Origin of the sequence: Paenimyroides baculatum, from assembly GCF_008629655.1 — a bacterium.
Taxonomy (GTDB): domain Bacteria; phylum Bacteroidota; class Bacteroidia; order Flavobacteriales; family Flavobacteriaceae; genus Flavobacterium; species Flavobacterium baculatum.
In genome coordinates this window covers 310,529-324,818 of the sequence record NZ_VWSG01000003.1, presented here as the reverse complement: position 1 = coordinate 324,818, position 14,290 = coordinate 310,529, and the positions used below count along the sequence as shown (strand labels likewise).

14 protein-coding genes are annotated in these 14,290 nt (G+C 33.6%); 6 read left to right on the top strand and 8 right to left on the bottom strand.

The features are described from left to right. Positions 1-16: 16 nt before the first annotated feature. Positions 17-1,549 (bottom strand): bifunctional phosphoribosylaminoimidazolecarboxamide formyltransferase/IMP cyclohydrolase, encoded by a 1,533-nt coding sequence (gene purH / locus F0460_RS06155; RefSeq protein ID WP_150011298.1) that lies wholly within the window; start codon positions 1,547-1,549, stop codon positions 17-19. A 197-nt stretch (positions 1,550-1,746) separates the two neighbouring features. Between purH and F0460_RS06150 the strand changes: the two genes are divergently transcribed. Together F0460_RS06150 and F0460_RS06145 are read left to right on the top strand one after the other, a co-directional pair. After that, positions 1,747-2,304 carry a DUF3829 domain-containing protein gene (locus F0460_RS06150; RefSeq protein WP_150011296.1) on the top strand — a complete coding sequence of 186 codons (558 nt, stop codon included), beginning with the start codon at positions 1,747-1,749 and terminating at the stop codon, positions 2,302-2,304. 41 nt (positions 2,305-2,345) lie between these two features. Further along, positions 2,346-2,678 (top strand): hypothetical protein, encoded by a 333-nt coding sequence (locus F0460_RS06145; protein ID WP_150011294.1) that lies wholly within the window; start codon positions 2,346-2,348, stop codon positions 2,676-2,678. A gap of 60 nt (positions 2,679-2,738) precedes the next feature. On the opposite strand, the gene F0460_RS06140 is transcribed toward F0460_RS06145, so the two are convergent. From F0460_RS06140 to F0460_RS06125, 4 genes are all read right to left on the bottom strand, one after another. Next, the gene (locus F0460_RS06140) at positions 2,739-3,104 is read right to left on the bottom strand and encodes a VOC family protein (RefSeq protein WP_150011292.1); all 366 of its coding nucleotides are present in this window, start codon (positions 3,102-3,104) and stop codon (positions 2,739-2,741) included. Positions 3,105-3,297: 193 nt separating this feature from the next. Beyond that, positions 3,298-3,882: an HPP family protein gene (locus F0460_RS06135; protein WP_150011290.1), complete on the bottom strand. Its 585-nt coding sequence runs from the start codon at positions 3,880-3,882 to the stop codon at positions 3,298-3,300. Positions 3,883-3,943: 61 nt separating this feature from the next. Then, entirely contained in the window at positions 3,944-6,550 is a 2,607-nt protein-coding gene (mutS, locus tag F0460_RS06130) for a DNA mismatch repair protein MutS (RefSeq protein WP_150011287.1), read from the bottom strand. A gap of 83 nt (positions 6,551-6,633) precedes the next feature. Continuing rightward, complete coding sequence (locus F0460_RS06125; protein ID WP_150011285.1) at positions 6,634-7,155, bottom strand: FUSC family protein; 522 nt, start codon at positions 7,153-7,155, stop codon at positions 6,634-6,636. A gap of 151 nt (positions 7,156-7,306) precedes the next feature. Here F0460_RS06125 and F0460_RS06120 point away from each other — a divergent pair, with 151 nt between their 5' ends. Then, entirely contained in the window at positions 7,307-7,837 is a 531-nt protein-coding gene (locus tag F0460_RS06120; protein ID WP_150011283.1) for an RNA methyltransferase, read from the top strand. 9 nt (positions 7,838-7,846) lie between these two features. Here the strand turns inward: F0460_RS06120 and folK are convergent, their stop codons facing one another. Continuing rightward, positions 7,847-8,992: a 2-amino-4-hydroxy-6-hydroxymethyldihydropteridine diphosphokinase gene (gene folK, locus F0460_RS06115; RefSeq protein WP_150011281.1), complete on the bottom strand. Its 1,146-nt coding sequence runs from the start codon at positions 8,990-8,992 to the stop codon at positions 7,847-7,849. An 86-nt stretch (positions 8,993-9,078) separates the two neighbouring features. On the opposite strand from folK, the gene sppA reads away from it, so the two are divergent. Next, positions 9,079-10,851 (top strand): signal peptide peptidase SppA, encoded by a 1,773-nt coding sequence (sppA, locus tag F0460_RS06110; RefSeq protein ID WP_150011279.1) that lies wholly within the window; start codon positions 9,079-9,081, stop codon positions 10,849-10,851. Positions 10,852-10,921: 70 nt separating this feature from the next. Here the strand turns inward: sppA and F0460_RS06105 are convergent, their stop codons facing one another. Further along, a complete protein-coding gene (locus tag F0460_RS06105) occupies positions 10,922-11,719 on the bottom strand; it encodes a DUF2797 domain-containing protein (protein ID WP_150011277.1) in 798 nt (265 codons plus the stop codon). 80 nt (positions 11,720-11,799) lie between these two features. On the opposite strand from F0460_RS06105, the gene F0460_RS06100 reads away from it, so the two are divergent. Next, on the top strand, positions 11,800-13,314 hold the full coding sequence (locus F0460_RS06100; protein WP_150011275.1) for a GH3 auxin-responsive promoter family protein: 1,515 nt from the start codon (positions 11,800-11,802) through the stop codon (positions 13,312-13,314). A gap of 16 nt (positions 13,315-13,330) precedes the next feature. Then, entirely contained in the window at positions 13,331-13,774 is a 444-nt protein-coding gene (locus F0460_RS06095; protein WP_150011273.1) for a hypothetical protein, read from the top strand. Between the two features lie 243 nt (positions 13,775-14,017). On the opposite strand, the gene F0460_RS06090 is transcribed toward F0460_RS06095, so the two are convergent. After that, positions 14,018-14,251 (bottom strand): hypothetical protein, encoded by a 234-nt coding sequence (locus F0460_RS06090; RefSeq protein ID WP_150011272.1) that lies wholly within the window; start codon positions 14,249-14,251, stop codon positions 14,018-14,020. Between the last annotated feature and the right edge of the window lie 39 nt (positions 14,252-14,290).

The window sequence follows — 14,290 nt, the reverse complement described above, 5'->3', positions numbered from 1 at the left end:
TTATTCCGTTATATTTTTAATGTTTAAAGTGACGGATACCTGTGGTTATCATAACCATTTGGTTTTCGTTACAATAATCAATGCTAAAATTGTCTTTAATTGATCCGCCTGGTTGAATAACAGCTTTAATACCTGCATTTTTAGCAATTTCCACACAATCAGGGAAAGGGAAAAACGCATCACTTGCCATTACGGCATCTGTTAAATCAATACCAAACGCATTTGCTTTGTCAATAGCTTGTTTTAAAGCATCAACACGAGATGTTTGTCCGGTTCCCGAAGCACACAACTCTTTGTTTTTAGCCAAAACAATAGTGTTCGATTTTGTGTGTTTACAAATTTTAGATGCAAACAATAAATCTTCAACTTGTTCAGCATCAGCTACTAAAGAAGTAACGTTGGTTAAATGTTCTTTAGTATCTGTTACGTTGTCTTTATCTTGAAATAAAATTCCGTTTAAACACGTACGAACCTGTGTTGTTGGTAATTTTATATCTTTAATTGTTAATATAATTCTGTTTTTCTTTTCTTGTAAAATGGTAACAGCTTCGGCATCATAGCTTGGTGCAATTACAATTTCGCAGAACAATTTGTTAATTTCTTCTGCTGTTTCTTTATCAATGTTCCCGTTTGCAATTAAAACACCACCAAAAGCCGATGTTGGATCACCAGCCAAAGCTGCCAAATAAGCTTCTTTCATAGTTGGTTTTTGAGCCACACCACAAGCGTTGTTGTGTTTTAAAATAGCAAATGTAGGCGCATCGCCTTTAAATTCGTTCATTAAATTAACGGCAGCGTCAACATCTAATAAATTGTTGTAAGATAACTCTTTTCCGTGTAACTTATCAAACAATTCGTCAAAATTTCCGTAGAAAATTCCTTTTTGATGTGGGTTTTCTCCGTAGCGTAAAGTTTGCGCTTCGCTTTCACTTATTTTTAAAACCGGTTCGTTTATTTCTTGGTTGAAATAATTGAAAATAGCTCCGTCATAGTGCGATGATGTATGGAACGCTTTAGCAGCTAAATATTTACGTTGTGCCAAGGTTGTAGATCCGTTTTCTTCTGTATAAAAATTCAAGAATGTTTCGTATTCTTCAACCGATGCAACAATTACGGTGTCTTTAAAATTCTTTGCACCAGCACGGATTAATGAAATTCCTCCGATATCAATTTTTTCAATAATAGCCGCTTCATCAGCACCCGATGCAACTGTTTTTTCAAACGGATACAAATCAACAATAACTAAATCAATCTGTGGAATTGCATAATCTTTCATTTGTTGAACATCAGTTTCGTTGTCCTGACGGTTCAAAATTCCACCAAAAATTTTCGGGTGTAACGTTTTAACACGTCCGCCTAAAATCGATGGGTATGAAGTAACGTCTTCTACTGGCACAACCGGAATTCCCAAATCTAAAATAAACGTTTCGGTACCGCCTGTTGAATAAATAGTTACGTTGTTTTTGTGCAATTCTCTAACAATTGGCTCTAATCCGTTTTTATCAAATACTGAAATTAATGCCGATTGAATTTTTTTAGATGTACTCATTATTGTTGTTCGTTGTTTTTAAGCTGCAAAAATAGTATATGTTATTGATTTAATGAAAATTATTTGTGATGATTTTTTGCCATTTTGAAATATTTTTTGTGGTTATTTTCAACAGTATTTTTTTTGATGAAAAAATGGAATATCAAATTAAAAATTATATTTTTAAGATTATGTAAATCATTAAAACAAAAAGTATTATGAAAAAGATTTTGTTTCCCGCATTATTGCTGTGCGGTATAGGATTAACCGTTGTTGGATGTAAAAAAGATGCATCTGTAAATGCAGACGGAAAAGAAGTTGTTGCAGTAGATAATATGGATGATGCCAATGCTATTATCGAGTTCAATAACGGGCTTATTGAGAAAAGTTCAAAGAACCGATCTAATTTAGAACGTGTAGTAAGGTATTTGGGAAGTATGGATGCTTTCATTGCTGGACAAACTCCGGTTTTGATTCCGCCGATCACAATGCCAAGCATGTCTAAATTAACCGAAGCTCCCGATGCACTTGGGAAAAATAAAGAAGCCGTTAAAACGCTTGTAGCAGATTCTACAAAAAAGATCGATGACATTAAAAAGAAAACCGACGAGCTTGTAACTTACATTAAAGCAGAAGATTACAAAGACGATAAGGGAGCAAAAGCACAAACATATAAAGCTGAAATAATGAAGCTTATAGACGATTATTATGTAGCCGAAGATAAGTTAAGTGCTATTATTCAGCCAATTGAGATGGCGCAGAAGAAACTATTTTAAAAGATCATCCGCTGAAAGATTATATTTTAGGAAGCAAAAAAGTGCTTACGCTATCTCAAAATATAACTACTGCAGTTACCGATCAATACAATGAAGATGTGTACGATATTCCTGCTATTAAAAAACAGTACGATGTTTTAGAAAAAGAAATTAAAGCCAATACTGCCAAAGAATTTAAAGTAAGCGAAACTTCTTTACAAAGCAAAAAAGGTTATTACGAAAGCTTTAATAAAGAAGGCGATAATTTCTTGGCAACTTTACGTAAAGTTTTACGCGAAGCCGAAACTAGTAAGACTATTACAGAAGGTCAGGCATCAGAAATTCAAAATGGTTACCAAAATATTGTAAGTCGTTATAATACTTTTGTTGATTAGATAAACATACAGAAAAGCAGAAATCTATCGGGTTTCTGCTTTCTTATTTAAGTAAAGAAATTACCACTGCTGAATAATTATGCAAACGTTGGTGGCATCTAACAAAGCAAATTCTTTTGCACCCCAAGGTCGCATGGTTACACCTTTTAAATTTGGATGTAGGAACTTTTTGTGTGTATTTGCGACTTTTTCGTAAACTTCGTCAATATTGTTGGTATGTAATCTTATTTCAGGTCGATCTTTATCGGCATATTCTTTATTCTGATGTAGAAAAACCTGTAAATTATCTTTTTCCACAATACAGCAAGGATTGTCAGAGTTTAAATCGCTGTAACCCATTGTAAACGTTAAGCAGTCTACAAAAAGTTCAATGCCGTCTTGTATGTTTTCGTAGAATATGTTGGGTACTAATTTTGTGAAATTCATTTTGAACTTTTTTAATGAGATTGTAGGTTATCAACCAATTTGTCAAGCTGAACTTGTTTCAGCTTCTCATTGTTTTAATCATATTTGAGATTCCGGATCAAGTCCGGAATGACAAGTTTAAATGTGAATTTGATTTTTTTAATTAAAAGTAAGAAAAATAGTCCTAAATAGTTCAAACAAAAAAAGCAAGAACTTATTTGTTTCTTGCTTTTCTTCTATATAAACTCGGAAATGATTTTACGGGATACTGTCTTTTATGCGGAATATTATTAAAAATTATTGCGGCAATAAATAAAATAAACACGCCGGTAAACACGGGCGAAAAAACATATTCATAACCCAAATTAGTGATAGACGGACCACCGGTCACGGCAATTAAAGCCGTTGCACCACCAGGCGGATGCAGTGATTTTGCCATTTGCATACCGATAATTGAAAGTGAAACTGCCAAAGGACCTGCAATCCAAACATAATCGCCTAAAATTTTATAGCAGGTAACGCCGATAATTGCAGAAATTAAATGTCCGTTAAAAAGGTTTTTGGGTTGCGCCAACGGACTTCCAATTGCGCCGTAAATCAATACGCAACTTGCTCCGAAAGATCCAATCATCAAAGTAAGGTCGTATTTTGATAATCCTTCAAAATGTAAAAAGCTTATGGTTCCCAAACCAACGAAAGATCCTACAAAAGCCCAAAAATGTTCTTTAAAATCAACTAACGTTTCTTTGTAAAGCAAATAACGCGTTCTACGGTAGGTTTTGTTTTTTTTGATCGACATATTATAAAGTCAAAAGTCTTAAAGTCGAAAGTTTTAAAGCTAACAACTAAAAACTATATTACTACTTCTTTTTGGAAACCATTTTTTTGATTTCGTTTAATTTCATCAAAGCTTCAACCGGAGTCAGCGTATTGATATCTAAATTGGTGATTTCATCGCGTATTTCTTCCAAAATAGGATCATCCAGTTTAAAAATCGAAAGTTGTAAATCGTCTTGTTTTAATGCTTCGGCAGTTCCTTCAGTTTTATGGCTGGCTTCTAATTTCTTTAATATTTTCTGCGCTTTTTGAACCACCAAATTAGGCATTCCTGCCATTTTTGCAACGTGAATACCAAAACTGTGTGCGCTTCCGCCCGGAACTAATTTGCGAAGAAACAACACATTGTCTTTTAATTCTTTAACCGAAACATTGAAGTTTTTAATACGGTTGAATTGCTCATGCATGTCGTTTAATTCATGATAATGCGTTGCAAACAAGGTTTTTGCTTTTTGCGGATGTTCGTGAATGTATTCTGCAATAGCCCAAGCAATAGAAATTCCATCGTAGGTTGATGTTCCGCGACCAATTTCATCTAACAAAACCAAACTGCGGTTGGTTAAATTGTTTAGGATAGATGCCGTTTCGTTCATTTCTACCATAAAGGTTGATTCGCCCATTGAAATATTATCTGATGCACCAACACGAGTAAAAATTTTATCTACAACGCCCATTCTCACGGAGCTTGCCGGAACAAAACAACCCATTTGCGCCAACAAAACAATTAATGCAGTTTGACGTAAAATTGCCGATTTACCCGACATATTTGGTCCGGTAATCATGATTATTTGTTGCGAATCGGTATCTAAATAAACATCGTTTGCAATGTAAGGTGTATCAACCGAAAGCTGTTTTTCGATCACTGGGTGGCGACCATTTTTTATTTCTAAAACGTGATTGTCTTCTAAAGCCGGACGAACGTAATTATTTTCGATAGCCAATTGCGTATACGATTGCAAACAATCTAACTGTGCAACCAAATTGGCATTCATCTGCACCGGCTGAATGTACTGCGAACACCACATCATGAATTTTTCATAAATATCTGCTTCAATTTTAGAAATGCGTTCTTCGGCACCTAAAATTTTTGCTTCGTATTCTTTTAGTTCTTCCGTAATGTATCGTTCGGCATTAACCAGCGTTTGCTTTCGAATCCAAGTTTCGGGAACTTTGTGTTTGTGCGTGTTTCTAACTTCGATATAATAACCGAAAACGTTGTTAAAAGCGACTTTCAACGAAGTAATTCCCGTGATTTCGCTTTCTCTTTTTTCAATTGCCTCTAAAAACGATTTTCCGGAATGCGATATATTTCGCAACTCGTCTAATTCTTCATTTATTCCGTTAGCAATCACATTCCCTTTGTTCAAGGCAACGGGAGCATCGGCAGAAATAGTTGTAGCGATTTTTTCCCGAAGCAATTCGCAGGCATGTAAATTATCGCCTATAACTTTCAACGCATCATTTTTAGATTTCAAAGCCGTTTCTTTCAGCGGAATAATCGCATCTAAACTTTCCTTCAAAATAACAAATTCACGAGGCGATATTTTCCCGGTAGCCAACTTTGAAATCAATCGTTCTAAATCAGAAATCTGTTTGATTTGATACTGAAAATTCTGTAAAACTTCGGTGTTCGATTTAAAATAATCAACCACATCAAAACGCTTGTTAATAGCATCAATATCCTTTAAAGGCAAAGCCAGCCAGCGTTTTAGTAAACGTCCGCCCATTGGCGACAACGTTTTATCAATCACATCTAAAAGGGTAGTGGCATTTTCGTTTGCAGAACCGTACAACTCTAAATTTCGAATCGTAAATCGATCCATCCAAACATACGCATCTTCGGCAATTCGCTGAATATTGGTTATGTGCTGAATTTTATTGTGCTGTGTTTCAGAAAGATAATATAAAATGGCTCCGCACGAAATAATTCCTTCCTGCAATTCATCAATTCCAAAACCTTTTAACGAATTGGTTTTAAAATGATTGGTTAAACTTTCGTTAGCGTAATCGTCTTTAAAAACCCAATCTTCTAAATAAAACAGATTGAAATCGCTACCAAAATTGTGCAGAAAATGATTTTTATTTCCTTTTTGAACCAAAACTTCGCTCGGTTTGAAATTCTGAAGTAATTTGTCAATATATTCTTCGTTTCCTTGTGACGTTAAAAATTCGCCTGTTGAAACATCTAAAAAGGCAATTCCAATATTTTTCTTACCAAAATGCAACGCCGCCAAAAAGTTGTTGCTTTTAGATTGCAACACTTCATCGTTAATAGCAACACCAGGAGTAACCAATTCTGTAACGCCACGTTTTACAATGGTTTTGGTGGTTTTAGGATCTTCTAACTGATCGCAAATAGCCACACGTAAACCCGCTTTTACCAATTTAGGCAAGTACACATTTAAGGAATGATGTGGAAAACCAGCCAGTTCGGTTTCACTGCTGGATCCTGCGCCGCGTTTTGTTAAGGTAATGCCCAAAACTTTTGCGGTACGAACAGCGTCTTCGCCAAAGGTTTCGTAAAAATCGCCCACACGAAAAAGCAGACAAGCATCGGGATATTTCGCTTTAATCTGGTTGTATTGCTGCATTAACGGCGTTTCTTTTTTCTCTTTTTCCTTTGTAGACATTGTTCTAAATTTTATAGGATTACAAATATACCATATCTAAAACACAAAAAGAATGCAACTTAAACAGGTTGTGTAATTTTTTATTAAATTTTTGATAAAGAATTGATGTTATAATGTTTGCGTAACTTTTTAATGACGATTGAGGTGGAAACCGTAATAGTTAAACCAATAAGACAGCCGCCTGCAACCGTTAAAAATCTAAAAATAGGTGCGATGGATTCATCTAAAGTGTGTGATTGCAACATAACGATTAAAAACGCAACAATTGCAACACGACTCATATTCATTACTTTAAAAAGATAACAGATAATTACGGTTGATATGATTCCTCCAATTAAAACATACAGGTTTGTTGAATAAATTAAATGACATAATAATCCAACGATAGATCCTATAAAATTAGATCGAACACGGTCAATAGTCAGTTTTTGGGAATCTTTTCCTTCGGGTGAAATCACTAAAAGGATCGATAATAATGTCCAGAATAATTCAAATTTCGGAAATTTTATCATTAGGAAATATCCAATTAAAAAGCCCAACAAACACCGAACGGTATATATGATAATTTGCGACGTAATAATATGTTTTACAACGTTAGCGAACATATTTTAGATTTTTTGTGCAAAGGTATTGTCTGAAAAACAGATAAAAAAGAAAATCGCAAGAATATTTTTTAAGACAAAAGTTACTTTCAAAATTGAAATAGTTGTGCGGAAGTTTTATAAAATGGTATCTTTAGGGCTTTAAAATTTTATAATGAAAAAATTAATTTTAGACGATTTAAACCGCAAAAATACCGAAGAATTTAAACAGGCAGAAAAAACTCCGATTATCGTTGTGCTTGATGATATTAGAAGTTTACACAATATTGGATCTTTTTTTAGAACGTGCGATGCTTTTTTAATTGAGAAAATTTATTTGTGCGGAATTACTGCAACACCGCCCAACAAAGAAATTCATAAAACAGCTTTAGGCGCAACCGAAACCGTTGCTTGGGAATATGAGAAAGAGGTTATGCAGGTGGTTGATTGTTTAAAAAAAGAAAACGTAAAAATACTTTCGGTAGAGCAGGTAGAAGGGTCTATAATGCTGAACAATTTTACTGTTGAAAGCGATGTTAAATACGCATTGTTTTTTGGTAACGAAGTAAAAGGTGTCAACCAACAGGTTATTGACAGCAGTGATGCAGTTATTGAAATTCCGCAATTAGGTACCAAACATTCTTTAAATGTATCTGTAAGCGGCGGAATTGTAATTTGGGATATTTTTCAGAAAATGAAAGTTTAATAAAGCAAATTAATTTTCAATTTGCTTTATTTTATTATTTATAAGCTTCAATACTTCTAAATAATCTTCGTGATTTTCAACAAAATCTTTTTTAGAAACATCAATAATTAACACATTTTCTTGTGTTAGGGTTTTAATAAACTCGCTATAACTTTGGTTGATGTTGTCTAAATAGGCTGCTTGAATATTTTCCTCGTAAGTTCTCCCGCGTTTTTTTATGTTTTGAAGCAAATTTTCTGTGTTTTGATGCAGATAAACATACAAATCGGGCTTTGTGGTTTCTTTGTTCATTACATCAAAAATGGACCTGTAGAGGAATGCTTCGTCTGTATCTAACGTAACTTGAGCGAAAATTAACGACTTATATATGTAATAATCGGCAACTATAAAATCATTAAATAAATTATACTGTCCCAAACCTTGATTTAATTGCGAATATCTATCTGCAAGAAACGACATTTCCAACGGAAAAGCATATCGCAACTGATCCTCGTAAAATTTTGGCAAAAAAGCATTATCTGCAAAGCGTTCTAAAATAGGTTTTGCATTAAAATCTTGGGCAATTTTTTCAGCTAAAGATGTTTTTCCAGATCCGATGTTTCCTTCAATAGCCAAGAATTTTATATTTCCAATAGCAAAATCGTCTTTCGGTAAATCAATATAATCAATTTGTTTTATTTCAGATTCATCATCACAAATCACTAATAATTCTTGTGTTGATTTCTGTAAAATGGGATGTTTCCAATCGAAAATCAAATCGTTTAAAGGAACCAAAACAAATTTTCTGTTTTGAAGTTCTTTATGAGGAATCTGTAAATCAGTCGAATTAAAAATCAAATCGTTAAAATAAACAATATCAATATCAACCGTTCTTGCTTCATAATTTTCGGTGTTTTTTGTTGTTCTACCCAATATTTTTTCAGTCTTTTTTAGTTCAACCAAAAGTTTTTCGGGCGATAAATTTGTGTGGATTAAGATGCACATATTATAAAACGGAAAACTTTCAAAACCCCACGAAGGCGTTTCGTAAATTGCCGATGCCTGCGCTACAAAACCAATGTGGTTGTGTATGTGGTTTATGGCGTTTTGCAGGTGTTCTTTCTTGTTCCCTAAATTGCTTCCTAAAGCTAAAACTACTTTATTGTACGTGTGCATGATGCAAAAATAGACAATGTTTTAAAATTTTTGTAACATTTTCTACATTCTGCATACTAACCTAAATATAGATTAAAACAATTAAAATGAATTTTATAAAAAACGTACTGGCAACATTTGTAGGAATCATCCTATTTTGTATGATGTCTTTCTTCTTATTGCTGATAATTGGCGTGGTTGCATCGGCAGGTAGTTCGTCTTCAGGGAAATCAACCAAAAGCAATTCGATAATTAAATTAGATTTAGAAAACGTTTCTAACGATTACGGCGGAAGTATTTATATTGAAGATTTCGATTATAAAGAAACGAATAATGACGGATTGATTAACGTTTTACAGGCGATTGATTATGCAAAAACCGATGATAAAATCAAAGGAATTTCAATTGAAAATAATGCCACAAGTTTAGGATCAACACAGCGTAAGGCAATTGTTGATAAGTTGGCCGAATTTAAAAAGACAGGAAAGTTTGTTGTTGCTTATGCCGATTATTATTCACAAGGCGAATATTATTTGGCGTCGGTAGCCGATACGGTTTACATGAACCCAATGGGAAGCATCGATTTTAAAGGTTTGGCTTCTGAAGTTCTTTATATGAAGGATCTGCAGGAAAAAACTGGAATTCACATGGAAGTGATTCGTCACGGAAAATATAAAAGTGCTGTTGAACCATTTTTACAGCAAACTATGAGTGATGAAAACCGTGAACAGTTAACCGTTCTTTTAAATTCGATCTGGGAATCTTATGTTGGCGATATTTCTAAAAACCGTAAAATTTCGGTTGAAACATTAAATAATATCGCAACGAATTTAGATGCTAGAAATGCAAATTTGGCGCTTCAGAATAAATTGATCGATAAAATTGCTTACATTGATCAATATCAAAACGGAATAAAAAAAGCGTTGGATATTAAGTATGATGACGATATTAACGAAATTGATATTTTAGATTATATTAAAGATGTAAATTTAAATATTAAGAAATTTTCGGCTAAAGATCAAATTGCAGTAATTTTTGCTCAAGGCGAAATTCAAGGTGGTGAAGGAAATGTAAATACCATCGGCGAAGGATCAATAAACCGTGCATTGAAAGAAGCGCGTAAAAACGATAAAATTAAAGCGGTTGTTTTACGTGTTAATTCACCGGGAGGTAGTGCTTTAACTTCTGATATTATCTGGAGAGAAATTGAACTTACCAAAAAAGTAAAACCGGTAATTGTTTCAATGGGAGATGTTGCGGCATCGGGCGGATATTATATTGCGTGTAATGCCAACAAAATTTTTGCAGAACCGGGAACAATTACAGGATCTATCGGAGTTTTTGGTATGGTGCCGAACTTTAAAAAGGTAGCAGATAAATTTGGAGTTAATGCCGAAGCAGTTAAAACACACGAAAACGCAACTGGTTACAGTGTTTTTGAAGAGATGTCGCCAAAGTATAAGCAGACACTTACAGAGAGCATCGAAATTATTTATGATACTTTTATTTCACGTGTGGCTGAAGGTAGAAAAATGGATAAAGCTAAAGTTGATGAAATGGCTCAAGGTAGAGTTTGGACAGGAACTATGGCTAAACAATTAGGCTTGGTTGATGAATTAGGAAGTTTAGATGATGCTATTACTTATGCAGCCAAATTAGTTAAAACAGATGATTACAAAGTTTCATTATACCCAGAATATGAAGTAGAATTAGCTGATTTATTCCGCAAATTTTTAGGAATGTCGGTATCAAGCGTTAAAGAAGATGCTATTAAAAGTGAAATCGGTACAGAAAATTATGAATTACTACAACGTATGAATTATCTTAAACAAAGTAAAGGTATTCAAGCAATGATGCCTTATCATTTAAATATTAAATAGTTGAGTGTTAGTTAAAACCAACGCCCTTTACAAATTGTAAAGGGCGTTGGTTATTGAGTAAATTTTTAAATTACAAAACACTCACATTTACTTTAAAACCTTCGTAGCTTCTAACATTAAAAACCGTTCCGTCTTCAAAAAGTAGGTATTGACCTTTAATACCGATTAATTTGCCTGAATAATTCGGAGTTTTATCTAAATTCAAACTATTACAGCTTGTAAGATATTTTTCAACCGGATAATTCAACTCGTAAATTTCGTGATTGGTTTCTTTATAATAAGGAATAATCTCGTCAGGTAAAAACTGCTCAATGTTCTTAACAGCCTCGTTCAAATCAACATTCAAAATTTGATTTGTCAACATTTTTCGCCAGTTGGTTTTATCAGTATAATGATTTTTCAGAGAAACTTCGGTAATTCCTGCCAAATATCTGTTTGGAACTTCGGTAACTGCAATCGCAAACGATGCACCTTGATCAATCCATCTTGTAGGAACCTGCGTTTTTCTGGTAACACCAATCTTTAAATCGCTGGCAACAGCCAAATAAACAATATGAGGTTGCAGTTGTACTTTTTGCTCATACGCTAAATCACGATCTTCAATTCCTAAATGTGCCGTGCTTAATTCTGGACGCATAATCCAATCGCCGGCAGCAGCACTCTTCATAAAACAATCGTAACAAAAACCTTGTCTAAAGATTTTTTTCTCTTTTTTGCAATTTAAACATTGATAGCCAATATGCTGAATTTCAATTTGTTTGTTAATCACCTGGTTCATGTTGATAAAAGCCTGATCAAAAACCAAATAATATTGTATAGGATTTAAAAATTCGGTGTGCATTTTATTTAAAACTCCTTCGTATTGCATTAGATTTTTTATATTTTTGAATGAATTGTAAAAATACAAAGTAATCTATTCATTTTGCATTTTAGCACAATTAAAAGCACATGGCATTATCTATTATTAACTCTATTGTTTCGTGGATTTTAAAAAAACGTATTCATCAGATTGAATTGTTTATGAAATATCCGCACGAAGTGCAAAACGAATTGCTGTTGAATTTAGTTCAGCGGGCAAAGTATACCGAAATAGGGAAGAAGTACGATTTTTCATCTGTTTTAACCTATGAACAGTTTGCAGACCGTGTTCCGGTTGCTGCTTATGAAGATGTAGAGCCACTGATTGAACGCAGCCGTAAAGGCGAAACCAACATTTACTGGCCCGAACCTATTAAGTACTTTGCAAAATCTAGCGGAACAACCAATGCAAAAAGTAAGTTTATTCCCGTAAGTTCAGATGCTTTAGAGAATTGCCATTACAAAGCCGGCAAAGACATGCTTTGTTTGTATTTGAACAATAACGAAGAATCGCAGCTTTTTACAGGTAAAAGTTTACGTTTGGGCGGAAGCAAGCAGTTGTATGAAGACAACAATACCGTTTTTGGTGATTTGTCTGCAATATTGATCGATAATTTACCGTTATGGGCAGAATTGGGATCAACACCAAGCAATAAAATTTCTTTAATGAACGAATGGGCAGAGAAAATGAAAGCCATTGTTAAAGAAACAAAAAACGAGAATGTTACCAGTTTACTTGGCGTGCCATCTTGGTTAATGGTTTTGCTAAATAATGTTTTGCAAGATACCGGAAAGAATAATTTGCTGGAACTTTGGCCAAATGCAGAAGTTTATTTCCACGGCGGGATCAGTTTTGAACCGTATCGCGATCAGTACAAAAAAATGTTTCCTAAAGATTCGTTTCGTTTTTACGAAAATTACAACGCTTCCGAAGGATTTTTTGCCATTCAGGATCGAAATAATGCCGACGATATGCTGCTAATGTTGGATTATGGAATTTTTTATGAATTTATTCCAATGGATACTTTTGGTACATCTAATCAAAAAACAGTATCTTTAGCGGGTGTTGAAATCAATAAAAGTTACGCCGTAGTAATAACCACAAATTCCGGTTTATGGCGTTATTTAATTGGCGATACCGTTCGTTTTACGTCGTTAAGTCCGTATCGAATTAAAATTACGGGTCGAACAAAGCATTATATTAATGTTTTTGGAGAAGAATTAATGATCGAAAATACCGATACAGCCATAGCAAAAACGGCGAAAGAGTTTAATGTTGATATCGTGGAGTACACTGTAGCACCTGTTTTTATGAAGGATAAAGAAAAAGGTGGGCACGAATGGATGATTGAATTTAAAAAGAATCCTGATGATTTAAAGGCTTTTACAAAAAGGCTCGATGAAAATATACAGACAATAAATTCTGATTACGAAGCCAAACGTTACAATAGCATGACCTTGAATGAATTGGTTTTAAATGTGGCACAGCCAGACCTTTTTCATTTATGGTTGAGCAAAAAAGATAAATTAGGCGGACAAAATAAAATTCCGCGTTTATCTAATGATCGTTCTTATTTAGAACAGTTAATTGAGTTGAATAATTAAATATCAAATAAATAATATGAGTGAACAACCGGTAAATATTAATTTCAGATTAATTAATATTACAACAGAAGATTTTAAAGTAAATGAAGTTGATACAGAAAACGGAACTTTAGACTTAAATTTTGATTTTCAGTTTGGCGTTAACAATGACAAGAAGTTTGTAAAAACCATTGCTAAATTCAAATTTTTATTAGACAAAGTTGAAGTTATTGATGTAGCTGTTTCTTGCGAATTTGAATTTGAACCTGCAGGATGGGAGTTCTTCGTTAAAGGAGAGCAGTTAATTTTACCAAAAGGATTATTACAAGAATTAGCAATGTTTACAATGAACACAACGCGTGGTGTATTACATTCTAAAACAGAAGGTGAAAAATACAACCGCTTATTCATACCAATGATTGGTGGTGAATTTATCAAACAAGATTTGGCAATACCGTTAAACCCCACAACGGTTAACTAATAAAAAAGGATGTTTAAATTTAAACATCCTTTTTTATTTAGGGATAGATTTGAAATTGAAAATTCCTATAATCTTTTAAATTGATTTTTTTGTCATTCTGAACGAAGTGAAGAATCTTTTTTTAGATAGATTTAGTAAGCAGATATAAAACAATCAACTAATTGATTTAGTAAACCTAAATTATAAAGCAAAAAAAAAGCCTTGCAATGCAAGGCTTAATTAGTTTTCTATCTTAACTAGAAATTACTTAGTAGCTGGAGCTTCTGTAGCTGGAGCTTCTGTAGCTGGAGCAGCTTCAGTAGTAGTTTCTGTTGTAGTAGTAGTTTCTTCAACAACTGGAGCCTCTTCAACAACTGGAGCTTCTGTAGTTGTAGTTTCAACTGTAGTCTCTTCAGTTGTAGTTTCTTTAGCTGTATCTTTACAAGATACGAATGCAACTGAAGCTACTAATACTAATGATAATGCTAATTTTTTCATTTTTTTAATTATAAAAGTTAATTATTAATTCTCTACAAA

What these genes read in the sequence shown, in the direction of transcription:
- purH (WP_150011298.1), bottom strand. Translation starts at nt 1,549, where the DNA reads ATGAGTACATCTAAAAAAATTCAATCGGCATTAATTTCAGTATTTGAT.
- F0460_RS06150 (WP_150011296.1), top strand. Translation starts at nt 1,747, where the DNA reads ATGAAAAAGATTTTGTTTCCCGCATTATTGCTGTGCGGTATAGGATTA.
- F0460_RS06140 (WP_150011292.1), bottom strand. Translation starts at nt 3,104, where the DNA reads ATGAATTTCACAAAATTAGTACCCAACATATTCTACGAAAACATACAA.
- F0460_RS06135 (WP_150011290.1), bottom strand. Translation starts at nt 3,882, where the DNA reads ATGTCGATCAAAAAAAACAAAACCTACCGTAGAACGCGTTATTTGCTT.
- mutS (WP_150011287.1), bottom strand. Translation starts at nt 6,550, where the DNA reads ATGTCTACAAAGGAAAAAGAGAAAAAAGAAACGCCGTTAATGCAGCAA.
- F0460_RS06125 (WP_150011285.1), bottom strand. Translation starts at nt 7,155, where the DNA reads ATGTTCGCTAACGTTGTAAAACATATTATTACGTCGCAAATTATCATA.
- F0460_RS06120 (WP_150011283.1), top strand. Translation starts at nt 7,307, where the DNA reads ATGAAAAAATTAATTTTAGACGATTTAAACCGCAAAAATACCGAAGAA.
- folK (WP_150011281.1), bottom strand. Translation starts at nt 8,992, where the DNA reads ATGCACACGTACAATAAAGTAGTTTTAGCTTTAGGAAGCAATTTAGGG.
- sppA (WP_150011279.1), top strand. Translation starts at nt 9,079, where the DNA reads ATGAATTTTATAAAAAACGTACTGGCAACATTTGTAGGAATCATCCTA.
- F0460_RS06105 (WP_150011277.1), bottom strand. Translation starts at nt 11,719, where the DNA reads ATGCAATACGAAGGAGTTTTAAATAAAATGCACACCGAATTTTTAAAT.
- F0460_RS06100 (WP_150011275.1), top strand. Translation starts at nt 11,800, where the DNA reads ATGGCATTATCTATTATTAACTCTATTGTTTCGTGGATTTTAAAAAAA.
- F0460_RS06095 (WP_150011273.1), top strand. Translation starts at nt 13,331, where the DNA reads ATGAGTGAACAACCGGTAAATATTAATTTCAGATTAATTAATATTACA.
- F0460_RS06090 (WP_150011272.1), bottom strand. Translation starts at nt 14,251, where the DNA reads ATGAAAAAATTAGCATTATCATTAGTATTAGTAGCTTCAGTTGCATTC.